Genomic DNA, 20273 nt, shown 5'->3' on the forward strand with positions numbered 1-20273 from the left:
TTTGTAAAGTGGAAAATACGAAAGCTGTTATGAAACCAGCGAGTATAACGATTAAGAAAAATGGCATAAAGAAGGTACGAAAGTTAAATGTAAAAGTTTTAGTAAGGGCGATTACTATACCGGTTATTATATTAATAATTTGGCAGTTGGCTGGCGTATTCGGTCCTGTTTCTAAAACAGTTTTACCAACACCATTAGATATTTTTCTAGCTTTCCAAGAGCTTATTAAAACAGGAGAGTTATTCGGCCATTTAAGTATTAGTGTATTCAGGGCTGCGGCTGGTTTCTTTATTGGTGGGGGCTTAGGAATCATTTTAGGAACGATTGTTGGATTTTCAACGAGAAGTGAGCAATATTTAGACCCATCTGTGCAAATGTTAAGAACTGTCCCTCATTTAGCTGTTGCGCCGCTTTTCGTATTATGGTTCGGTTTTGGTGAAACATCGAAAGTGCTATTAATTGCAGATGGTGCATTTTTTCCTTTATACGTGAACGCATTTTTAGGTATTAGAGGTGTGGATTCAAAGTTATTTGATGTTGCGAGAGTATTAGAGTTTAGCAAAAGAAAACTAATTACGAAACTAATTTTACCATCTGCATTGCCTAACCTTTTACTAGGAGCAAGGTTATCGTTAGGTGTTGCATGGGTGAGTTTAGTAGTAGCAGAACTTATGGGATCTACAGAAGGTATTGGTTATATGATTATGGATGCAAGGCAATTTTCAAATACAGATATCGTATTTGTCGGCATAATTATTTTTGCATTTGTTGGGAAGTTTTCTGACTCTCTAGTACGTTTACTAGAAGTGAAGTTTTTAAGATGGCGAGATAATTTTAAAGGTGAGACTGGGAATTAACATATAAATTATTAGGGGTAATTTATATAGAATTTGTTAGTATACGTTTCAAAATAAATAAGGGGTGTGTAAAGGTATGGAATTATTATGGTTTATTCCGGCTTATGGAGATGGTCGATATTTAGGAACGACAAAACGAGGAAGAGCAGCTGAATATGGTTATTATAAGCAAGTTGCTGCGGCAGCTGATTATTTAGGATATACGGGTGTTTTACTTCCAACTGGTCAAGGATGTGAAGACCCTTGGGTGTTAGCTTCAGCTCTTGCTGCTGAAACAGAAAAACTAAAATTTTTAGTAGCAGTGAGACCAGGACTAATGTCACCTACAGTTGCAGCGAGGATGGCATCTACATTTGATAGAATTTCAGATGGGAGACTACTTATTAATGTAGTAGCTGGAGGAGATCCAGTTGAACTACAAGGAGATGGATTATATCTGGAGCATGATGAAAGATATGAAGCAGCGGATGAATTTTTAAAAGTTTGGAAATCGACATTGCAAGGTGAAACGATCTCTTTAGAAGGAAAACATATTCAAGTTACAGATAGTAAAGTTGTATTCCCGCCAGTTCAAACACCATATCCTCCTATATATTTCGGAGGATCATCAGCTGCTGGAAAAGAAGTAGCAGCTGAACATAGTGATGTATATTTAACGTGGGGAGAGCCACCAGAGCAAGTGAAAGAGAAAATAGAAGAAGTAAGAAAACTTGCAGAAGAGAAGGGGCGTACAGTACGATTTGGCATTAGATTACACGTAATTGTAAGAGAAACAGAAGAAGAAGCGTGGGAAGAGGCAGAACGTTTAATTCAATATGTGGATAATGAAACAATTGAGCTTGCTCAAAAGACATTTGCAAGATATGATTCGGTTGGTCAAAAGAGGATGACACATTTAAATAAAGGTACGAGAGAGTCGTTAGAGATAAGCCCTAATTTATGGGCTGGAATCGGACTTGTAAGAGGTGGGGCAGGTACTGCACTTGTAGGCAATCCACATACAGTAGCAGAAAGGATAAAAGAATATGAATCGTTAGGAATTGATACGTTTGTTTTATCAGGATATCCGCATTTAGAAGAAGCGTATGAGGTCGCAGAATTGTTATTCCCATTATTGAAAGACGAGAAGAAAGAAAAAAATAAAATTGTTGGTGAAATGATTGCTGATGCATATGCATTAAAAAAATAGTGAGAAATAAAGTTTCACATATTTATTGCTTTATTTTGTTCACTGCCTGTTAATACGGGATAAAAAACCCGCAAGTTATTCGCTTGCGGGTTTTCATCGTAAATTATTAGAAAATATGGTAAAATTAAAGGGTAACTTAAGGTGCGGTTGGTTGTTCAATTATCACTTCTCCGAGTAGGAGGGGGGTGATAATACGTGAGTGAAATAGCGTTGCTACTGCAAGGTGGACTGTTTCTCGTTGCATTGTTAACGTTCGTCGTCGTTTTAATAGACAAGCTCAAAAAATAACAACCCACCTATGCTTATAGAATGTGGGTTGTTTTGTTTGTAAGAAACAAATAGGATAAATGAACAATCCAATCTGCTAAGTTACGTGGACTAGTGTGTAGCCGCACACTAGTCTTTTTTATTTATATACAATTTATAATTGGTTTATGTGATTGTATTGTTCTTTTCATACTCATTATAACACAGTGTCTTTTCATCAAGAAAGGAGACCGTATGTTCTGGTTCCTGTTATATAGTAGGTGCTTTTTCTTTAAACAGCCCATCCATATACTGTTTTAAACTTTGGACATAAAATTTCTGCGTATTCACATTATTTACACCGACAATCGGCGATGGAAGGTCAAATCTTTTTTCTGATAAATGAACGACAACATCAAAGATGTCAAACAAACGAATGAAGCAAAACAGGCCGTCTTTATCGCTAAGTAAAATAAAGTAATGATTTTCACTACTTGTATTTAGCGTATTCCATAAAGAACTTTTGCTTAAATCACGTACAATGCTTTTTTCTTTTAGTTCCACGAAATCTGCATTTGAGAGAATGGTAGAAATATCAATTGCATCTTGATCTTCAAAGTAGCCATCAACTGTTTGTACAGCGAATGTATAAGCCATTTTTAATACACTCATTTTATATTTACGGTTATCTAATAGTAATTCACGTTGAATAGAACTCGCTACTTTCGTTACACGTTCCTCTTTCCAAATTTCATTATGTAAGGAAATATCATGCTTTTTACATAGTTTCATAATTAATGCATTAGAATAAAGAATCTCGTCGCTTACTTCGACAACATCAGTCTCAGCAGCCGCAAGTTCCTCACCGTGCTCATTCGTATAGAGTGGGGAATCAATTTGTCTTTTCATTTGTTCAATCTTAAATTGACTCAATTTATGCCTAATTAAAGGACGATCAATATTTGTTGTCATTTGTTCATGACAAGTATCACAAATTGAGTTTGTGAAATAATATCCACATAATATTTCTGGAATGACATATTGTTCACTAAGTTCTTTCGTATCTTTTCTGCAAATGATGCATTGTGTCATTTTTATCACCTTTACCTGCAAATTTGTATGTAATCTCATTGTAGTGTATTTATTGGCATTTTGGAATATTGTAAAGGAAAATATTATGTGAAATTCATACTTATTTTGGTACAATGAAGAGAAGTGCTAGTTTAAAGGAGGCCATTTTTTTGAAATCAAAAGTGCACTTTTGGACATTAGAAGTGCTAATGGTTGTAGGAATCATATTTATTTGCACAAAAATATCATTTTTATTTCAACCGATTGGTATCTTCATATCAACATTATTTTTCCCAATCTTAATCGCGCTTTTTTTATACTTCATATTTAATCCTGTATTAATCTTTTTGGAGAATAAAAAAGTACCTAGAAATTTAGCGATATTACTGTTATATCTTTTTATCATAACATTAACTGCGGTTGGCGTTGGAGTAGTTGTTCCTACGATTTCACAACAGCTAATGGACTTAGTAAAAAATATGCCAAGCTACATAAAAGAGGGGAAAGTATACATACAAGAATTATCACATCATAGGTTGTTTGAATGGTTATCTACACAAAACTACGTTTCCATTGAAACAATTGAAAAAAATGCGATTGAATACTTAAAAGATATACCAAATACAATTACGTCGAGTGCAACGGCTTTATTTGGTATTATCACGAACGTTGCATTAGTTGTATTTACTGTACCGTTCATTTTATTTTACATGTTTAAAGATGGACATGCCTTTCCGGGAAAAGCGGTAAGTTTATTACCAGAGCCTTACCGTGAAGAGGGGCTTCGTATCATTAAGGAAACGAACGAAACATTATCTGCATATATTCAAGGGCAAGCCCTCGTTTGTATATTTGTAGGTGCGTTTACTTTTATCGGTTATTTAATTATCGATTTACCGTACGCTTTCGTTTTAGGAATTATTGCAGCATTTACAAACATCATTCCTAACTTAGGTCCATTTATTGGGGCAGCGCCAGCTGTTATTGTAGGACTGTTCGTATCTCCGATGCAAGCCGTATACGTAATTATTATCGTAACAATTGTACAACAGTTTGAAAGTAACATCATTTCACCGCGTATTATGAGTTCGAAATTAAATATCCACCCATTAACAATTATTATTTTAATTTTAGGGGTAGGTAACTTTGCGGGAATTATCGGAATGATTTTAGCAGTACCAGTTTATGCAGTAACAAAAACTGTTGTTTCGAACTTAGTGAGATTGTTTAAGACAAAGAGAAGTAATCGGAAATAGTGAAACCTGAGAAAGATACACCGCTTTTTAAGAGGTGTATCTTTTGTTTATAAATAAATAATTAAAAGTGGATTGATTTGATTTTATTATATATTTTTTATACATCAAATTCAGTGATAAACTTGTGTGATATAAGCTCTATAAAACTATGTGGAATCCCTCTGAACTATCCAAATCATTTCCTTACAGCGTGCTATCAACATCAAAATCGACTCCTTTCAATTCTATATAGTTAAACGATTAAAGGTGAGTGTAGTATTTGCTTCTACGATCTCGAATTTCATCAATAACTTGTTTATATTGTCTTTCTTGTTTTAATTCATTTTGAGATATTGTTTCTTTTTGAATCGTAATCGTTAAAAAGAAAAGGTGAAACTTCATATGTGAATTCCTCCTTTCGAATTGGAATTACAGATGACTACAGTAATGACTTTGTCTTTCTTTTACATGATCTATAGCCTGATTAATTTGTCGTTCATGAAACATTTCAGACTCAGAAAATTTATTTTTTTGAATGGTAATGGTTAAAAAGAATACTTTAAATTTCATTAGATAATTGCCCCTTTATAAGTGATTTAGAAAAAACGAGTGTAATAAGAAATTACAGATGACTACAGTAATGACTTTGTCTTTCTTTTACATGATCCATAGCCTGATTAATTTGTCGCTCATGAAACATTTCAGACTCGGAAAATGTATTTTTTTGAATGATAATGGTTAAAAAGAATACTTTAAATTTCATTGGATAATGACCCCTTTATAAGTGATTTAGAAAAGACGAGTGTAATAAGAAGATTGGCGCTCTTTTACTTCGTCCATAATGCTTTGGATGTGTTGCTCACGTAAAATCTCTTTCTGTGAAAGCTTACGTTTTTGAATGGTGATTGTTAAAAAGAATGCTTTAAATTTCATGAATATATTACCCCTTTAAAATATATTTTTAATACATTTGAGTGTAGTATGAACTTTTAATGTCAGTTATTTTATCAGTCAGTTGTTTTAACTGTTGTTTACGATTGATTTCAGTTTCAGATAAAGTATTTTTTTGAAGCACAGTCGTAAAAAAGAAAATATGAAAAGTCATAAATGAATTCCTCCTTTCGAAAAGGAATTACAGGTGATCACAGTAAAGTGCTTGGCGCTCCTTAACATCATTCATAGCTTTTTCAATTTGCTCATTATGAAGAATTTCCCCTTTGGAAATTGTATTTCTTTGAATCGTAATACTTAAAAACAATACGCTAATAGTCATTGAATGTTGCTCCTTTCTTAGAAAAATAATGTAAGAGACTAAAAAATCGCGCAAAAAAACCACAGGAAGATACAGTTCTCCTATGGCTGGGCGTGAAAAAGCCACAGGAAAGTATACGACCTCCTGTGGCGAATTTATGAATTAAATGAAATAAATTACGATTTTCAATTCTCCATTAGGGTGGTCGAATTCATATTTAATTGTCCAGAAAACACAGGTGCAGTTAACGCTAAAGTTAATGCATGTAATTGTAATTTCATCATTTCCTTCGACCTCCTTTTAGAATTTTTTTCTTACGTTAGTAAGTATATACAATTAATGGATAATTGTAAACATAAAAAATGAAAATTTTTAATTTTGATTAAAATGCGTATATTTAAAAAGGGATTTGAAAGTAAATATTGTAATTAACGAAATATCGATAAAAATGGGGGATGCTAAATGAAATATATGCATCATAACATAATCGTTATGCTAACAATTTTTTTATTCATTACGGCTTGTTCTAACGGGGAAAGAATAAAAGATATATATGATGTTAGGTCAGATGATTTTAAGAAATATACTGGGACATACGTTGGTAATAATTCAGATGTGGTTGCAATTATTAATCATTTACCCGGTGGTGGAACAGTTCAAAGTATAAGTTTAGAAAATGAAAATATAAAAGTGAACTATGGTGCAAAAGAGAGTGGAGCTCTTACAGAAGAAATGATTGAGACGTATTGGTTTGATGAGAAAGATACGATGAAGAAGAATTTTCTCTTTAATGCTACCTATCTAGTAATTTTAGTACCAAACGCAAAAGCTTATGAGTTTCAAATAGAAAATAAAAACTTTAAGATAACGAGGGAAGAAATGTTATCAATTTTGCATAGGGAATTCGATGATTTTCCAAAAGAAAAAGATATATGGGATAAAAATAAAGTTATAAAGTTCTTTAACGGCAATGAAGAAAAAATTAAAATGCTTGTGGAAGATAAAGATTTTCGGAAATCTTTATTTGCTAAATATCCAGTGAGCCAGTTGAAATAATGGAGGGGAGAAGATGGAGTTAGTATACAAAATTTCTTATCATAGAATGCAGGATTATTATTTACCTAAGTTAGTACAGGCGATTAGGCTCGTTAGTGAAGAAGATTTGTGGAAACAAGAGACCTCTGTTAATTCAATTGGTGGAATCGTACTACATATTTGTGAACATTTACAGAGAAATACAAGGCGTTATAAGGATCCCAATATAGTTTTTGAAAATGGAATTGAAGAATATTTTCCAATAAAACATTTAAGCTTCGAAACTTTGTTAAAAATTGTTGAAGAAACATTTGATGAGTGGGGAAAAGTATATATACAAGTATGGAAAGAAAAAAGGCATATTGATCTTCAAAGTCTATTACATTTGGTTGAGCATACAAGCTATCATTTAGGGCAAGTAGTAGATCGTACAAAATGTATTGAGGGACAACAGTTTAATTTTTGTCAAAATGGTATAAATGAAAAGAATTTGAGAACAAGAGTTGAAACTTCGAATTTTTAGAAAGAGAGACATTTTAAGAGATATCCCTTATTTTATTGTTATTTCAATTGGATTAACAATTCTTTATATCATAACTAGTAGTATATTTATTCGTAAAGTATCATTTGAACGAACAGTTTAAAATAGTGATAGATTATTCTTTTAGGGAGAAGGAAAATATATGGGAGACACGTCCTCACTAATAACCGTCTTTTTATGCATTGCACTACTAATATTTTGGCGTCGTTATCGCTCCATGCATAAGCCAATAAAGGGATCGGGAAAACGTATTTTATGGCCATTACTATTTTTAACACCAGGTATTGTATGGTTTTTAGGTCCCGTACATCCAGCTATATTACAAGTAATTATAGCGGTATTCATTGGTGTACTTTTTGCTGTACCGCTTATAGTATTAACAAATTATGAACGAAGAGATGATGGGAATATTTATACGAAAAAAAGTGCAGCTTTTTTAATTACTTTTATTGCACTTGTCTTTTTAAGATATGGTTCAAGACAATTTATCGTTGATTTAGATCAACAAACGATTGGTTTATTATTTTACGTTGTTGCAGTATCGTATATTTTTCCTTGGAGAATTGCCTGTTATATAAAGTTTAGGAAAGTTTGGCTGGAAAATAATAATCATGCTATATGAAAACTTCTCATTTGAGAAGTTTTTTTATTTTTACAGGTAAGCAAAACAAGTTGTTGAAGGGCAGGCTGTCATAGAATATGATACATATTATAATGAGGAAAAGTTGAGGGGATAAAAATGCGTACAATTTTACTTTTTCTAAACAACATGTTCATTAGCGAAATCGAGGACATTAGGCAAAAACATGATCCTTTATTTGGATTAATTCCACCGCATATTACAATTGTATTCCCATTTGAAAGTTCGATTTCAAATGATGAGCTGAAATTACATATTATAAATGTATCAAAACCGATACAGAATATAGAAATTGAATTTAAGAATCAAATTACAAGTGAAAGAGAATATTTGTTTTTACGAGTTGAAAAGGGGAAAGAACAAATAGAGGAACTACATAATATTCTATATACAGGACCTTTATTACAATTTTTGAAAGAAGACATTCCGTACATCCCGCATGTAACAGTCGGAAGAAAAGAAAGTGTCGCGTTAGCTGCTGAAGTAGTGAAGGAGATTCCTAGTTTTCATGGGAAGTTAAATTGTGTGATTGATAGAATAAGCGTGGAGCGAATTGGAGAGAACGGGGAATCAATTATTGAATTTGAAGTGCCATTTCTAAAAAGCTGACAAAAGTCAGCTTTTTATTTCGTAGCATGAAGTAATGCACCAATTGCACCGCTATTACCACCATCTTGTAAAAAGATTGGTGTTTTATTTTGATATTCGGTGTAGCTACTAATAATATGTTGAAGTTGTACGTTATTACATAAAGTCGAACCAATATAAATAATATGTTCAATGTTTTTTGTTTCAGCGAATTGAAGGCTTAATGCAGTAACGACTTCACCGACAAGTCCTTGTACAGTAGCTAGTATATCGGAGCTACTATTATTTGATTCTGTAATGGCTGCTTTTCCGAAGTTACTAGCAGTTAAGTTATTATCGATAGGGGAAAGAATACCACCATAAATATCTCCAACCGTAATATCTAGTTCTTTTCTAGATCCTACTTTTGTTAGAGGGATTACATCTTCAAAATGATCTATATTTGTTAACAATTTTGAAAGTCCCATAATAGTCCCACCGCCAACTCCGGTTCCACCAGCGCGAATATATTGTTCATTATAAACGTAATGGATAGAAGTACCTGTACCGATATTGGTTAAAATAAAATTGCGTATAGCATGTTTTTCTTCTTTTAATATGTATTGGACACCTGCAAGAGTAGCTTCAAATTCGTTTAGCTCTATTATTTTATATGAACCTGTAAGCAGTTGCTGTAATAGTTTCGATTTACCACCCGTAATACATATTTGTTTTATGCCATTGTTGCTTTTAATCCAATCTATTATTTTATGTTGTTCATGCGAATAAAATTTTTCAAAAGTTAATAGCCTTTTTTCGTTAAAATAAGCTATTTTCGTTAATGTGCCTCCAGCATCGATACCGATAGTACGTTCCATTTTCCTGCTCCTAACTACGTAATATGTTTTCCTATTTATTTTTAATTGGTTGAGAATAGATATTCCCAACTGATATAAGGAACAATTTAATCTGCTTGATATATTAATAGTTTTTCTATAGTTACAATAGGCTGGTCGTTTACAGTTGCAATACCTTTACCAAGAACAAAACCTCGGCGATTGCGCGTTAGTTCATAATGTAAATCAAGTTTATCACCGGGATATGCTTTTCCTTGGAATTCAACTCCATCTAAAGAGGAGAGGAATCCTAGTCCTTCAGAATCACTTGTATGTACAAATGCACTAAGCTGAGCAAGTGCTTCTACAATTAACATATGAGGCATATGTTTGTGACTATCATTTATAAACCATTCGTTATTTGTAATGAGTTTATATCCTGTAACGAATTCATCTTGTTTTACATTTGTTACTTTATCAATCATTAAAAATGGATAACGATGGGGAAGTGTGTCTTTAATATGCATATGAAAGTACCTCCAATTAATAATACCCCTGCTAAAGTTAAGCAGGGGAGTGGGAACTAATTTTTAACTAATTCATTTACTTTTTCAAGGACGAAAATGCCGCTATTTCTAATGTTTTCAACAACTTGTTGCAACACTTCTTTATCTTGAACGAGTGCAATACGTACGAAGCCTTCTCCGTGAGGTCCAAATGCATGACCAGGTGTAACAACGACATTCGCACGATCCATTAATGCATAAGCGAAGTCTAGAGAAGTCCATCCTTGTGGAATTTCAGCCCAGACAAACATACTACCAGCTGGCTTATCGACATTCCAGCCAAATGTTCGGAATCCATCGACTAAAGTATCTCTCCGTTCTTGATAAATATCGCGGTTTTTCTCACAAAATACAGCGCCATTTCTTAGTGCTGCAGATGCCGCTTTTTGAATTGGTAAAAATACACCGTAATCGGTATTAGATTTAAATTGAGTAAGTGCACGAACAATTTCTTCGTTTCCAATCATATATCCAATACGGCTACCTGCTAAACTATAACTTTTTGACAAAGAATTGATTTCTACACCAACTTCTTTAGCACCAGGTACAGAGAGGAAGCTAATTGGCTTATTACCATCGAAATAAAATTCAGCATAAGCAAAATCATGGACAACGATAATATTATGCTTTTTCGCGAATGCGATTACTTCTTTAAAGAAATCTTCATGAGCCATTGCTGGAACGGGATTCCCTGGGAAGTTTAAAATCATCATCTTTGCTTGATCGGCAATTTCTTCAGGGATGACTTCTAAATCTGGTAAGAAATCATTCTCTTTCTTTAAAGGCATGTAGTAAGGTGTTGCACCAGCCATTTGAATACCTGTTTCATAAGCTGTATATCCTGGATCAGGAACTAATATAATATCACCTGGATTTGCATAAACCATAGGTAAATGAACGAGCCCGTCTTGTGAACCCATTAATAATAAAACTTCTTTATCCGCATTTAATAAAACGTTATGAGTGTTGTTGTAATATTCAGTTACAGCTTCGTGAAATTCTTGAATACCTGATAATGTATACCCGTAGCTCTCTTTCTCACTGGCTGTATGTACCATTGTTTCTCTTACAAAATCAGCGGGCGGCATATCAGGATTTCCGATGCTCAAATCAATCATGTTATGACCTGCTGCAATTTTTTCTTTTTTATAGGCTCCTAATTCACTAAATATAGAAGATTGGAATGCTTTCATTCTAGTTGCTAACGTGTAAGTCATCAAAACCCCTCCTAAAACAGTGCTTTCATTCTGCGTTTTTAATTATTCTGAAAACACATGTTTATATTTTATCATTTTTTTATGAAAATTAAAACGATTGACAAATTTAGAGGAAGGATTAGCCTATTTTGAAAAGTATCGATGTAAATAGCGTAGATGTGTTAATTGAAATGTCTATTATAGGATTCATTTTATATAACTTAAGGTATTTTCTAGTTTTTATTAAGTATATTTCTCATGTTTTGAATGAAAAAGAATACGAAAACAAGGGCTATTTTTGTGGCCGATTTCTAAAGTGAAATAACGCAGAAAATATTTTCTGCGTCTCCTCTGAAATGTAATCATTTCTTTTTATATGTGCATAATTTTTCGGCTGTCAAAAAGTATACATTTAATGTACCGTCGGCAACTTTTAAAGTTTGGTCCGATGTAAATGAATTACCATAATCAATGTGATATACATTAGAATTTTTGACAAATGAGCCTTTATATAAATCGTCTTTATTCTCTGTGGTTTGCATTTCTACTAAATTTTGCACAATTTCCTCTTTATTTTCTTTTTTGACAACTGTTTCAAATTTATAATATACAGGGCATTCACCATTTTTATTGTCAACGACTTCCCAAGAACCGTATATATCGTTATTGCTGCATCCACTAAGTAGGATGATTAGTATAGGAATTGTAAGTAGAACCTTTTTCATTTTGTACTCCTTTCTTTTAAATTTGAATAAACGTGCGAATACGATAGGGATATTATAATAAATAAAGTTTAAATTTTTTTAAAGAATTATTTAATTTCATATAAAAATTTAGGAGAAATTAAATAAGCATGAATCTAGTGTAAAGTCAGATTCATGCTAGTACTATAGCCTATGTTATGTCTTTTTTGAGGATAAATAAAGAGGAAAGCAGAAGCACTATTCCATTTATTATATATACGCTTGCGATCATAAAGGCTAACGTACCTGCGCCAAATCCTGCTTTATCGAATATAGAAGCAAATGTTGCGATAGTCAAAAAGATAATGGGAGTCAGTAGTAAAAATATGAAACCTGCCACGATTCTTTTTTTAAAACTATGTCCAGATAAGGAAATGGCTAAAAAGTTTAGGATGCTAAACAGAGCAATTGCAAAGAGCAGGACAATAAATACTTCAATGCCATCAGACATTTTACCACTCCTTTTATAAAGAGTACTCTTTATAATCTATTCGAAATAAAAGAGGGATACTCCTTTAGATAATTTCAATAAACGTAATAAATAGGCGTATTATAAAACAAAGAAGTATGGATTCAATATTATATCCATACTTCTTTGTTTATTTTATAAATTCGCAGATTGCGGATGCTGTTTTTCATAATGTTTCTGCTTAGAAAGGGAAATAGAAATAATCAATAATGAAACGACTCCGAAGATGAGAACCATATATTGTAACCCAATTGTATCTAAGAAGAACCCTGTGCCAAGTAAGACGATTTGGAACATAACCCTCTCAAACATATTACGGAATGAGAAGAGGCGACCGTGATAACTTTTTTCAACTTTCGTTTGGAAAATTGTCGACATAATAGGGAAGAAGCAGCCAACACTAAACCCAAACAAACCAAATGATGTAAGAGCCATCCATTTTATATCGCTAAAGAACAATGAAAGGTGTGCAAAAGCAGTACAAACTGCGAAGAAATATAGTAATTTTTCAGGTTTGAAATGATCAGATAGACGTTTAATTACGAAGGCACCTAACATAAATGCGACACCTTCAATTGTATATATGAACCCTTTAATCGTAGGATCATGTTGCATTTCGCTAATGTTAATAACCATTAAATTAAACCCAGCTATAAATAATAGAGGGATAATACTTAATATAAGTGCTGTAAAAGCAATAGGAATTCCTTTTAAAATACGAAATACTTCCATAAAGCTATTATCTTTTGCAGCTTGTTTACTTGGTGTTGTTGATTTCTTATCTTCGAATTGCAGGAAGAAAGTCGAGAGGAATAATAAGGCGTACGCTGCCATTGAGAAGGCATACATGTACTGTAAACTCATCACAACTAAAAGAATTCCACCTAGTGAAGTACCTGCAATACGAGCGATTGTACCAACATTCATATGTACACCGTTCATTTGTAATAACTCATGCTCACTTACGATGAGTGGAATCACAGATTGTAATGCAGGGAAATAAAATGCTGCTGAAATTTGAAGAGCAACCATAAATGCAATCATAAATGCGATACTTTCAAATTGAATAGCGAAAAACATGAAAATAACACTTAAAACTCGACCAAACCCAGCGTAAAGAAGAACTTTTTTCTTTTCATACTGATCGATGACACGGCCAGCCATAGGTCCAACTAGAACACCGGCTAATAGTCCGATAAATAATATAACTGATTTCATGAAATCAGAAGGGACATATTTTTGCATAAATTCAAGGTTGCCAAGAATACCAAGCCATAATCCTAGACCTGCAATAAACTCCCCAACTAGAACAATCCAAACGTTTTTATTACGCCACATAACATAAAACCTCTCCGTCTTTTAAAATGAAAAACTCGTATATAAAACCTCCTTATTTATGTAGTATTTTTATACGAACTTTTTTAGAGTCAGAGTCTATATTACGTGTTTCATAATTGGATTTCAATCTTTTTGATTTGTAAAAAATTTGATGTATTAATTGATGAAATAAGTGAATCAAAACGTAAAAAATTTATGATTAAAGCTAATAGAAAGTAAGGATAAATATAAAAAAGCAAGAACGTATAACTACGTCTTGCTTTTCTCAAGTACAAAATTAAAAATTAATTTCACTTAGCAACATTTACGCTCTTGTCCAATAGCTAAAGCGCTAAAAGATAGAGGACCAACAACTTCTGCACTTGCACCACTAGTAAGGTTTTCTGCAGTTAATGAATATTCGTGTGTTACACTGCCAACGTTTTGATCTATAGCTTGAAATGTTTGTACGTAAAATTGTTCAGAATCTGTTGATTCAAAACCTACTTGTGTATTGAAAATTTCAATATTATCACGGAAAATTCGGAATAAAACTTGTGAAGTCCCAGTTATACCATCTACACCAATTGTAGCGATTAATTCTACTCGATTATTTCGTGAATCTCTACTTGGAATTCTCAATTTCAAATTTGCTAGAATTGCTTTGTTTGGAGAAGAGGGGATTGCAAAAGTTGTTTCACCAGTTTTACTTAAAGGTTGAGTAGCTTGGTAATCAATGATATGTTTAGACAAATATTAGATTATTTAATAGAGTCAACAACAATTGTTGAAAAGAAGCAATTTACATAAAAGCATCAAGAATATATCACAATAAGATGATATTTTTCTTAATGCTTTTTGTAATTAAGCAGAATATTCTTCTTTACGTACTTCAAAAAATTCATTACGTCGTAAGTAATTATAGATTTTCTCTGAAACCTTTTCTTCTTCAGACACTAAGAAACGATGATCAAAAGCGTAGAAAGATTGACCTTTAATTAATTTTACGTAATACATATAATACGCCTCCTGACACTTGATTATTATTTGCTTCATATTATGATGGCCTATATGTCTGCTAAAAATACTTGGAGTTTCAAAGGGGGTACGTAAAGTGATGAAAGAGCTTACAATTCTGTAAGGTTTATGTCACCTTTTTCGATAGTTTACATTCACCAATTTTTTCTATACTACAAATAAGTTACATAAAATAAGGGGGTAAAAAGATGGATGAAGTAATTGGAGAAGTTGTAGCAGGTATTTGTGAATTTGTAGTGGAAGTAACAGCAGATGCTATAGGAAGTTTAGTTTCCGGAAATGATGAGGAAAAAGAAACATTATAATAATTTGTAAAAGCATAAAGTTGATCAAATTATAAAGGCTGATTTCTAAAGGGAAGTCAGCTTTTTTATTTTTTACATTATATTAATCTGATTTGAATATTCATTTGTTATTATATTGAAGAAACCTATATAAGGAGGTGAATAAACAAATATGTCGAATTCGGGGGCTGATTTATCTGTTTCTCGTTTGATTGTGGCAAATGTAGAGGAAAAAGAATATCATTTTATTGTTCGTGAACATCCGATTGTAGGGAAATTTATATCGCTATTTGAAAATGGAAAAGAATATGGTTTACTAGATAAACAAATCGCTAATAAAGATAAATTTATTACATCGGAGCTTACTAAATTAGATTATTTTAACATAGATGTTTTATATCATACACCTGGATGGATATGGATTGGTATGGATCAATTTGGATTACATGCTCGTGAGGCTACTTATAACGAAGTAGATGTTATTATGAAGTTGAAAGAGGATTTATATTATATAGACGTATATGAAGAAATGAAAATGTAATAAATATTTAATCAGGTTAGGGGAGAAGTTCCCGTAGCCTTTTTTGTTTAATAGTAAAAGTAAAATTTATATTATGTTGATGATAGGACAGCACGATAAGAAGTGAGATGAAAAGAGGATTTGAAAATACATGAAGAGAATTGTAATAATTATATGAATCGTATATGTAAATTACAATAGAAAGAAGATGATAAAATGAGTAAAGAGGAGCTTGTGAAAAAACAGTTTGGCAGTAATGCAGATAAGTATGTGAATAGTAAAATACATGCTAAAGGACAGGACTTACAGCATGTAGTTCAACAAGTTGAATCTCGCCATAATAATCGTCTTCTTGATGTTGCTACTGGTGGCGGACATGTTGCGAATATGTTAGCACCTATGTTTGAAGAAGTAGTTGCACTTGATTTAACAGAACAAATGTTAGAAAAAGCAAAAAGTTTTATAAAGCAGAATGGTCATGAAAATGTGTCTTTTGTAGCAGGAAACGCAGAGGATTTACCATTTGCAGATCATTTTTTTGATACAATTACATGCCGGATTGCAGCCCATCATTTTACGAATCCGGCTCAATTTATTTATGAAGTAAATCGTACGTTGGAGGATAATGGATTATTCATCTTAATAGATAATGTTTCGCCAGAAAATAATGAATATGATACATTTTATAATTTTATAGAAAAGAAGCGGGACCCAAGTCATGAACGAGCTCTAAAAAAGACAGAATGGCTTACTTTATTAGAAAAAAACGGTTTGCAAATGCAGTCATGTCTTACTTTTGATAAGAAGTTTGATTTTGACTGGTGGTGTAATATGATGGATGTCCCTGTACAAAAGCGTGAAAAATTAACAGAATGTATGATGAAAGCACCAAACGAAATGAAGGAATATTTTAATATTCAACTTAAAAATAATAAAGTAGATTCGTTCTATACTGAAATGGCTATGTTTATATGTAAAAAAAGTACAACATTAAAAAGATAAATGTGTTGCAGTCTTTCTGAAGTACGATATACTTAGTACAGAGAAACTGTGAATTGAGGAATAGTTATTATGATTCGTGTACGCATTGAAGGTACTGAGGAAGAAATGCTTGAATTTATGGGGAAAATGCCAGACATTCCTGGATTTGAAAAGACACATATGAGAGATCCAAGAAAAGGAAATAACCCGAAATACGATTCAAGTAAAAATGTACTAGCATATTTGTCTTATAAAAAGATTGAAGTCGCCAATAAATAGGCGGCTTTTTTAGTTTGCGCTGTTTCACCGCCTTGTCTTTTTCACATAATAATAATAGTAGATTATGCTGAAGAGGGGTGAGAATAGTTAATAAGAAAATCATCTTTTTTGGAGACTTTGGTATTGATGACGCCGTAGCGTTAATTTATGCAAATAAAACATGTAAATTAGATATTCTAGGTATTGTTGCAGAGTACGGGAATGTATCACGAGATATCGTTACGGAAAATGTTTATTTTTTAGAAAGGTACTATGCTACACAAGTGAAAATTATTGAAGGTGCGAGTAGGCCGATGACAGCTGAAGAACCTTTGTTTTTCCCTGAAATCCATGGGGATCATGGTTTAGGTCCTATTATTCCGCCTGAAATGAGAATTTGTAAACGAGAAAATTTTTGTGAATTAATCAAATTAATCGAACCTTGTCCAGAAGATATTATAATTGTGGCGACTGGAAGACTAACGACGCTTGCTACGTTATTTTTATTGTATCCAAATATAATGGATCGTATTTGTTCGTATTATATAATGGGCGGCGCTTTCCTATTTCCAGGTAATGTTACACCAGTATCTGAAGCGAATTTTTATGGTGATCCAATTGCAGCAAATATTGTTATGAAATATGCGAAAAACGCTACTATATACCCGTTAAATGTAACACAGGGTGCGCTTATTACGCCTGAAATGGCCAATATAATAGATAAACAAGGAACTGGACAGGCGAAACTCATTAAACCAATGATTGATTTTTATTATGAGAATTTTTATAAAAAAGAATATCCAGGTATTGGTGGAAGTCCCATACACGATTTACTACCGTTTGTCTCGTTTATAAACGATAGTATTTTCGAATATAAAAAATCGGCAGTGTGGATTAGTACGACAAATGATGTGACTAGGGGCCAAAGTGTAGCTGACTTTAGAAAAATAGCTGAACCAACAAGGTTTGATGATCGGCCGATTCAGAGAATTGCTGTTGGTTTTAACTATCCTGCTTTTAAAGAAGAGTTTATGCGAACAATATTGAAGCCAGATTGTCCTTAATGTGTGTAATAACAAGTCGGATAAATCGTTAGTTCGAAAAATAGTTTATCGGTGTGTATTATTCTCAAAAATCTTATAGTTGAGCAGCATGAATAACTTATGAAAAATGTCACATAACTAATAGTAAGCAATTGTTTCTAATTATATTTTGATTGGTTAAATATAAAGGAGGTTATTATATGATTTGGTCTTTAATCGTTGGTGGTTTATTAGGATGGTTTGCAAGCTTAATTACTGGAAGGGATGTACCAGGTGGTGTAATTGGTAATATTATTGCTGGTATTATCGGTTCTTGGATTGGTACGAAATTACTTGGTAGTTTCGGTCCTGTAATAGGCGGATTTGCAATCATTCCTGCTTTAATTGGTGCGGTTATTTTGATCTTCATTGTGAGTTTTTTACTAAGAGCAATGCGGAAATGAATGTAGCAGGACTGTTTACATTTGTAAGCAGTCCTTTTTATATGTTATGCTAGTATTATACAATCAGGAGGTGTCAGCATTGAAATCATTTACAGTAAATTTCCATCAAGAAGATAATGCAAAAGCGACAACAGTACATAAATTAAGTGAAGAGGACTTCAATAAAGCAACTGAAAAAGGTACTCGTCATTTATTTGATTTAGATACAAACGTTGGCTTCTTCGTATTCTTTGATGCAGAAGATGCAGAAGGAAATGATCAATACTTAATGTTACAATATGAAGGAGATCATGAAGAACCAACTGCGTGTTATGGATTTGATTTAAAACTATACTATCAATTTTTAGCACTATACTTAAATGATCTGGAATACCAAGGTGAAACAGATGAGGAAGAGGAAGAATATGGTCCAATTCATCATTTAGCTCACTTACTTTATCATATTGTTGAAGATGGTAAGTCAATCGAAGTGTAATATACATATTTAAATTAAAGCTGTCCTTTTGGGGCAGCTTTTTTATATGACATTGAAATGGTGTACTTTGAGCTAAATAAAGTGAAGCTTTAATCAGTGGGGGGTTCATCCCAACTGATTATTAGCCCTACCAATCGGGCTTTTACGGGCAGCCCTTACCCCCATCTAACTTCTTTGCTTCGACGTGGGGATCTTACTGCCCGGCAAATAGCGGGATAAATTAATAATAGAAATTTATTTATTAAGTAGGATTATTTATTACTTTCATGTTAGTATCGTAAAACACCTGTTATAATGATTGTAATTAAATTCATGGAGGCTAATTCTATGCTTGTAGATGTAAAAGCTTTTATTAAAGCTGCAGGTTTAACATGTATTTCATCATTAAGTGGAGATAATACATTTGCTTATAATTTTGAAACTGTAAAAAGCACTATCGCTACATTTTTTAAGAAACTAAGATTTACCGTTTAATTTCATTTCAACCAGTAGGAAAAGAGTAATCACTTCCTACTGGTTTTTTTCTGTTTCTAGGAGCTGTTGTGACGGCATATTTTCAGCTATAGATAGAGGATATTATCATTGAGAAGAGAAGGTTTAAATAAGGAGATGAATACAGTGATTAACAATATAATTCCAAGTTTTTTAAAATTATGGGAAAGTGACGATTTAGAATTAGAACTCCTTAATCGATACTTTACTTCGCATTCAGAGATATTTGAAGAATACTTTAAGTATCATTGTCCTAAAACGAAAGAACGTCTTTCTAATTCCATTAAACAATATCCCGCAAAAATAGAAGATATTCGTATTATTGCAGAATTATTACCAATCATTATTCAAGAGGTAACAAATGAATATCGTAATAAATATAACTTTGATGTAAATATGAAATTCCATTTATTCGTTGGAGGATTTGGTTCAAATGCATTTGTAGAAAGGGAAATCATTGGAGACATATTTTTTGCGGCAGAAAAATTATCTCCAGATTTGAATCATCTTCGTGTTATTGCTGCTCACGAAATAGGTCATATATATCATAATGTTATGCTACAAAATACTGGAATGGATTGGACTAGGGCTGAATGGACCGATGCGTCGGTAAGTTTGTATCGTGAAGGTGTTGCAACTTATTTATCAAAAAAAATCGTTAAAGATTTAAATGAGTCTGTTTACTACTCATATAATAGTGACGGTGATCCATGGCTACAATATTATAAAGAAAATGAAGAGAAAATAAAGAAACGTTTTTTACAAGATTATGTTGAAGGATGGACAGATGAAAAAGAGAAAGAATGGTTCCGTTTATCAGGAGGTAGTTACTTCGGATATAACAGACTTGGTTACTTTTTAGGAACAGCTTTTGTAACATATTTTGTACAAGCCTTTGGAGAGAATGAAGCACTGACTTTTTGGAACAAACATAATTTGAAAAGTAGTGTAATGGGTTGGTTATCGAAATGAATAAGAT

At 32.6% G+C, this 20273-nt stretch carries 31 protein-coding genes and 1 pseudogene; 17 read left to right on the forward strand and 15 right to left on the reverse strand.

The annotated features are described in order from the left end of the window. Positions 1-8: 8 nt before the first annotated feature. From ACO6VI_RS19205 to ACO6VI_RS19215, 3 genes are all read left to right on the forward strand, one after another. Positions 9-857, forward strand: a complete 849-nt coding sequence (locus ACO6VI_RS19205) for an ABC transporter permease (protein WP_161519838.1) — start codon at positions 9-11, stop codon at positions 855-857. 76 nt (positions 858-933) lie between these two features. Further along, positions 934-2046, forward strand: a complete 1113-nt coding sequence (ssuD, locus tag ACO6VI_RS19210; protein ID WP_098355917.1) for an FMNH2-dependent alkanesulfonate monooxygenase — start codon at positions 934-936, stop codon at positions 2044-2046. A gap of 195 nt (positions 2047-2241) precedes the next feature. Beyond that, positions 2242-2334, forward strand: coding sequence for a putative holin-like toxin (locus ACO6VI_RS19215; RefSeq protein WP_001289320.1), 93 nt, complete (start codon positions 2242-2244; stop codon positions 2332-2334). A 228-nt stretch (positions 2335-2562) separates the two neighbouring features. On the opposite strand, the gene ACO6VI_RS19220 is transcribed toward ACO6VI_RS19215, so the two are convergent. Further along, the gene (locus tag ACO6VI_RS19220) at positions 2563-3384 is read right to left on the reverse strand and encodes an HNH endonuclease (RefSeq protein WP_000189715.1); all 822 of its coding nucleotides are present in this window, start codon (positions 3382-3384) and stop codon (positions 2563-2565) included. Positions 3385-3533: 149 nt separating this feature from the next. On the opposite strand from ACO6VI_RS19220, the gene ACO6VI_RS19225 reads away from it, so the two are divergent. Next, positions 3534-4619 (forward strand): AI-2E family transporter, encoded by a 1086-nt coding sequence (locus tag ACO6VI_RS19225; RefSeq protein WP_023522247.1) that lies wholly within the window; start codon positions 3534-3536, stop codon positions 4617-4619. Positions 4620-4859: 240 nt separating this feature from the next. On the opposite strand, the gene ACO6VI_RS19230 is transcribed toward ACO6VI_RS19225, so the two are convergent. From ACO6VI_RS19230 to ACO6VI_RS19255, 6 genes are read right to left on the reverse strand one after another with little or no spacing between them, the layout of a single operon-like run. Beyond that, positions 4860-5000 (reverse strand): YrzI family small protein, encoded by a 141-nt coding sequence (locus tag ACO6VI_RS19230; protein ID WP_000668497.1) that lies wholly within the window; start codon positions 4998-5000, stop codon positions 4860-4862. Between the two features lie 27 nt (positions 5001-5027). Continuing rightward, positions 5028-5168, reverse strand: a complete 141-nt coding sequence (locus ACO6VI_RS19235) for a YrzI family small protein (protein ID WP_000669802.1) — start codon at positions 5166-5168, stop codon at positions 5028-5030. A 52-nt stretch (positions 5169-5220) separates the two neighbouring features. Then, positions 5221-5361 (reverse strand): YrzI family small protein, encoded by a 141-nt coding sequence (locus ACO6VI_RS19240; RefSeq protein ID WP_000669797.1) that lies wholly within the window; start codon positions 5359-5361, stop codon positions 5221-5223. Between the two features lie 26 nt (positions 5362-5387). Continuing rightward, entirely contained in the window at positions 5388-5531 is a 144-nt protein-coding gene (locus tag ACO6VI_RS19245) for a YrzI family small protein (protein WP_000668965.1), read from the reverse strand. A 28-nt stretch (positions 5532-5559) separates the two neighbouring features. Continuing rightward, positions 5560-5703 (reverse strand): YrzI family small protein, encoded by a 144-nt coding sequence (locus ACO6VI_RS19250; protein WP_000142729.1) that lies wholly within the window; start codon positions 5701-5703, stop codon positions 5560-5562. A 27-nt stretch (positions 5704-5730) separates the two neighbouring features. After that, positions 5731-5871, reverse strand: coding sequence for a YrzI family small protein (locus ACO6VI_RS19255; protein WP_000156197.1), 141 nt, complete (start codon positions 5869-5871; stop codon positions 5731-5733). Between the two features lie 441 nt (positions 5872-6312). Here ACO6VI_RS19255 and ACO6VI_RS19260 point away from each other — a divergent pair, with 441 nt between their 5' ends. The 5 genes and pseudogenes from ACO6VI_RS19260 (at position 6313) to ACO6VI_RS19280 (ending at position 8675) form a co-directional block, all read left to right on the forward strand. Continuing rightward, positions 6313-6906 (forward strand): DUF4825 domain-containing protein, encoded by a 594-nt coding sequence (locus ACO6VI_RS19260; protein WP_074047318.1) that lies wholly within the window; start codon positions 6313-6315, stop codon positions 6904-6906. 13 nt (positions 6907-6919) lie between these two features. Beyond that, positions 6920-7408 carry a DinB family protein gene (locus tag ACO6VI_RS19265; RefSeq protein ID WP_161519839.1) on the forward strand — a complete coding sequence of 163 codons (489 nt, stop codon included), beginning with the start codon at positions 6920-6922 and terminating at the stop codon, positions 7406-7408. A 13-nt stretch (positions 7409-7421) separates the two neighbouring features. After that, positions 7422-7529 (forward strand): annotated as a pseudogene (locus ACO6VI_RS19270) (DUF4052 family protein); the annotation flags it as partial. 39 nt (positions 7530-7568) lie between these two features. Further along, positions 7569-8048, forward strand: a complete 480-nt coding sequence (locus tag ACO6VI_RS19275; protein ID WP_000502962.1) for a CcdC family protein — start codon at positions 7569-7571, stop codon at positions 8046-8048. 117 nt (positions 8049-8165) lie between these two features. Next, positions 8166-8675 carry a 2'-5' RNA ligase family protein gene (locus ACO6VI_RS19280; protein WP_001259198.1) on the forward strand — a complete coding sequence of 170 codons (510 nt, stop codon included), beginning with the start codon at positions 8166-8168 and terminating at the stop codon, positions 8673-8675. A gap of 14 nt (positions 8676-8689) precedes the next feature. Here ACO6VI_RS19280 and coaW read toward each other — a convergent pair whose 3' ends face one another. The 8 genes from coaW to ACO6VI_RS19320 all read right to left on the reverse strand — a co-directional run bounded on the left by coaW (position 8690) and on the right by ACO6VI_RS19320 (position 14777). After that, the gene (coaW, locus tag ACO6VI_RS19285; protein ID WP_063547606.1) at positions 8690-9511 is read right to left on the reverse strand and encodes a type II pantothenate kinase; all 822 of its coding nucleotides are present in this window, start codon (positions 9509-9511) and stop codon (positions 8690-8692) included. A gap of 86 nt (positions 9512-9597) precedes the next feature. Continuing rightward, positions 9598-9996, reverse strand: a complete 399-nt coding sequence (locus tag ACO6VI_RS19290; protein WP_063547604.1) for a 3-hydroxyacyl-ACP dehydratase FabZ family protein — start codon at positions 9994-9996, stop codon at positions 9598-9600. Positions 9997-10052: 56 nt separating this feature from the next. Further along, a complete protein-coding gene (locus tag ACO6VI_RS19295) occupies positions 10053-11252 on the reverse strand; it encodes an LL-diaminopimelate aminotransferase (protein ID WP_063547602.1) in 1200 nt (399 codons plus the stop codon). Positions 11253-11593: 341 nt separating this feature from the next. Beyond that, positions 11594-11956, reverse strand: a complete 363-nt coding sequence (locus tag ACO6VI_RS19300; protein ID WP_063547600.1) for a hypothetical protein — start codon at positions 11954-11956, stop codon at positions 11594-11596. 169 nt (positions 11957-12125) lie between these two features. Next, positions 12126-12425: a hypothetical protein gene (locus ACO6VI_RS19305; RefSeq protein WP_063547598.1), complete on the reverse strand. Its 300-nt coding sequence runs from the start codon at positions 12423-12425 to the stop codon at positions 12126-12128. 153 nt (positions 12426-12578) lie between these two features. Further along, positions 12579-13781 (reverse strand): MFS transporter, encoded by a 1203-nt coding sequence (locus ACO6VI_RS19310; protein ID WP_161519840.1) that lies wholly within the window; start codon positions 13779-13781, stop codon positions 12579-12581. Between the two features lie 294 nt (positions 13782-14075). After that, positions 14076-14513: an exosporium protein ExsC gene (exsC, locus tag ACO6VI_RS19315; protein ID WP_088020688.1), complete on the reverse strand. Its 438-nt coding sequence runs from the start codon at positions 14511-14513 to the stop codon at positions 14076-14078. A gap of 111 nt (positions 14514-14624) precedes the next feature. Continuing rightward, positions 14625-14777, reverse strand: a complete 153-nt coding sequence (locus tag ACO6VI_RS19320; RefSeq protein ID WP_000291907.1) for a YqbF domain-containing protein — start codon at positions 14775-14777, stop codon at positions 14625-14627. A 477-nt stretch (positions 14778-15254) separates the two neighbouring features. On the opposite strand from ACO6VI_RS19320, the gene ACO6VI_RS19325 reads away from it, so the two are divergent. The 8 genes from ACO6VI_RS19325 (at position 15255) to ACO6VI_RS19360 (ending at position 20266) form a co-directional block, all read left to right on the forward strand. After that, a complete protein-coding gene (locus ACO6VI_RS19325) occupies positions 15255-15623 on the forward strand; it encodes a hypothetical protein (protein ID WP_000071473.1) in 369 nt (122 codons plus the stop codon). Between the two features lie 195 nt (positions 15624-15818). Beyond that, positions 15819-16604: a class I SAM-dependent methyltransferase gene (locus tag ACO6VI_RS19330; protein WP_000031312.1), complete on the forward strand. Its 786-nt coding sequence runs from the start codon at positions 15819-15821 to the stop codon at positions 16602-16604. A 69-nt stretch (positions 16605-16673) separates the two neighbouring features. After that, positions 16674-16862: a DUF3970 family protein gene (locus ACO6VI_RS19335; protein WP_088020689.1), complete on the forward strand. Its 189-nt coding sequence runs from the start codon at positions 16674-16676 to the stop codon at positions 16860-16862. Positions 16863-16939: 77 nt separating this feature from the next. After that, entirely contained in the window at positions 16940-17905 is a 966-nt protein-coding gene (locus ACO6VI_RS19340) for a nucleoside hydrolase (protein WP_001223685.1), read from the forward strand. A gap of 179 nt (positions 17906-18084) precedes the next feature. Continuing rightward, positions 18085-18327, forward strand: a complete 243-nt coding sequence (locus tag ACO6VI_RS19345) for a GlsB/YeaQ/YmgE family stress response membrane protein (RefSeq protein ID WP_000638310.1) — start codon at positions 18085-18087, stop codon at positions 18325-18327. A 79-nt stretch (positions 18328-18406) separates the two neighbouring features. Next, the gene (locus ACO6VI_RS19350) at positions 18407-18802 is read left to right on the forward strand and encodes a hypothetical protein (RefSeq protein ID WP_000834885.1); all 396 of its coding nucleotides are present in this window, start codon (positions 18407-18409) and stop codon (positions 18800-18802) included. A 327-nt stretch (positions 18803-19129) separates the two neighbouring features. Beyond that, the gene (locus ACO6VI_RS19355; protein ID WP_000959551.1) at positions 19130-19276 is read left to right on the forward strand and encodes a hypothetical protein; all 147 of its coding nucleotides are present in this window, start codon (positions 19130-19132) and stop codon (positions 19274-19276) included. 135 nt (positions 19277-19411) lie between these two features. Further along, positions 19412-20266 (forward strand): Hsp33 family molecular chaperone HslO, encoded by an 855-nt coding sequence (locus ACO6VI_RS19360; protein ID WP_161519882.1) that lies wholly within the window; start codon positions 19412-19414, stop codon positions 20264-20266. The last annotated feature ends 7 nt before the right edge of the window (positions 20267-20273 follow it).

The sequence above is a fragment of the Bacillus sp. PSXD-155 genome (assembly GCF_049310765.1).
Taxonomy (GTDB): Bacteria; Bacillota; Bacilli; order Bacillales; family Bacillaceae_G; genus Bacillus_A; species Bacillus_A cereus.

Coding starts and splice junctions, on each gene's coding strand:
- ssuD (WP_098355917.1), top strand. CDS start 934: ATGGAATTATTATGGTTTATTCCGGCTTATGGAGATGGTCGATATTTA.
- ACO6VI_RS19220 (WP_000189715.1), bottom strand. CDS start 3,384: ATGACACAATGCATCATTTGCAGAAAAGATACGAAAGAACTTAGTGAA.
- ACO6VI_RS19230 (WP_000668497.1), bottom strand. CDS start 5,000: ATGAAGTTTCACCTTTTCTTTTTAACGATTACGATTCAAAAAGAAACA.
- ACO6VI_RS19235 (WP_000669802.1), bottom strand. CDS start 5,168: ATGAAATTTAAAGTATTCTTTTTAACCATTACCATTCAAAAAAATAAA.
- ACO6VI_RS19240 (WP_000669797.1), bottom strand. CDS start 5,361: ATGAAATTTAAAGTATTCTTTTTAACCATTATCATTCAAAAAAATACA.
- ACO6VI_RS19245 (WP_000668965.1), bottom strand. CDS start 5,531: ATGAAATTTAAAGCATTCTTTTTAACAATCACCATTCAAAAACGTAAG.
- ACO6VI_RS19250 (WP_000142729.1), bottom strand. CDS start 5,703: ATGACTTTTCATATTTTCTTTTTTACGACTGTGCTTCAAAAAAATACT.
- ACO6VI_RS19255 (WP_000156197.1), bottom strand. CDS start 5,871: ATGACTATTAGCGTATTGTTTTTAAGTATTACGATTCAAAGAAATACA.
- ACO6VI_RS19260 (WP_074047318.1), top strand. CDS start 6,313: ATGAAATATATGCATCATAACATAATCGTTATGCTAACAATTTTTTTA.
- ACO6VI_RS19265 (WP_161519839.1), top strand. CDS start 6,920: ATGGAGTTAGTATACAAAATTTCTTATCATAGAATGCAGGATTATTAT.
- ACO6VI_RS19275 (WP_000502962.1), top strand. CDS start 7,569: ATGGGAGACACGTCCTCACTAATAACCGTCTTTTTATGCATTGCACTA.
- ACO6VI_RS19280 (WP_001259198.1), top strand. CDS start 8,166: ATGCGTACAATTTTACTTTTTCTAAACAACATGTTCATTAGCGAAATC.
- coaW (WP_063547606.1), bottom strand. CDS start 9,511: ATGGAACGTACTATCGGTATCGATGCTGGAGGCACATTAACGAAAATA.
- ACO6VI_RS19290 (WP_063547604.1), bottom strand. CDS start 9,996: ATGCATATTAAAGACACACTTCCCCATCGTTATCCATTTTTAATGATT.
- ACO6VI_RS19295 (WP_063547602.1), bottom strand. CDS start 11,252: ATGACTTACACGTTAGCAACTAGAATGAAAGCATTCCAATCTTCTATA.
- ACO6VI_RS19300 (WP_063547600.1), bottom strand. CDS start 11,956: ATGAAAAAGGTTCTACTTACAATTCCTATACTAATCATCCTACTTAGT.
- ACO6VI_RS19305 (WP_063547598.1), bottom strand. CDS start 12,425: ATGTCTGATGGCATTGAAGTATTTATTGTCCTGCTCTTTGCAATTGCT.
- ACO6VI_RS19310 (WP_161519840.1), bottom strand. CDS start 13,781: ATGTGGCGTAATAAAAACGTTTGGATTGTTCTAGTTGGGGAGTTTATT.
- ACO6VI_RS19320 (WP_000291907.1), bottom strand. CDS start 14,777: ATGTATTACGTAAAATTAATTAAAGGTCAATCTTTCTACGCTTTTGAT.
- ACO6VI_RS19325 (WP_000071473.1), top strand. CDS start 15,255: ATGTCGAATTCGGGGGCTGATTTATCTGTTTCTCGTTTGATTGTGGCA.
- ACO6VI_RS19330 (WP_000031312.1), top strand. CDS start 15,819: ATGAGTAAAGAGGAGCTTGTGAAAAAACAGTTTGGCAGTAATGCAGAT.
- ACO6VI_RS19335 (WP_088020689.1), top strand. CDS start 16,674: ATGATTCGTGTACGCATTGAAGGTACTGAGGAAGAAATGCTTGAATTT.
- ACO6VI_RS19345 (WP_000638310.1), top strand. CDS start 18,085: ATGATTTGGTCTTTAATCGTTGGTGGTTTATTAGGATGGTTTGCAAGC.
- ACO6VI_RS19355 (WP_000959551.1), top strand. CDS start 19,130: ATGCTTGTAGATGTAAAAGCTTTTATTAAAGCTGCAGGTTTAACATGT.
- ACO6VI_RS19360 (WP_161519882.1), top strand. CDS start 19,412: ATGAATACAGTGATTAACAATATAATTCCAAGTTTTTTAAAATTATGG.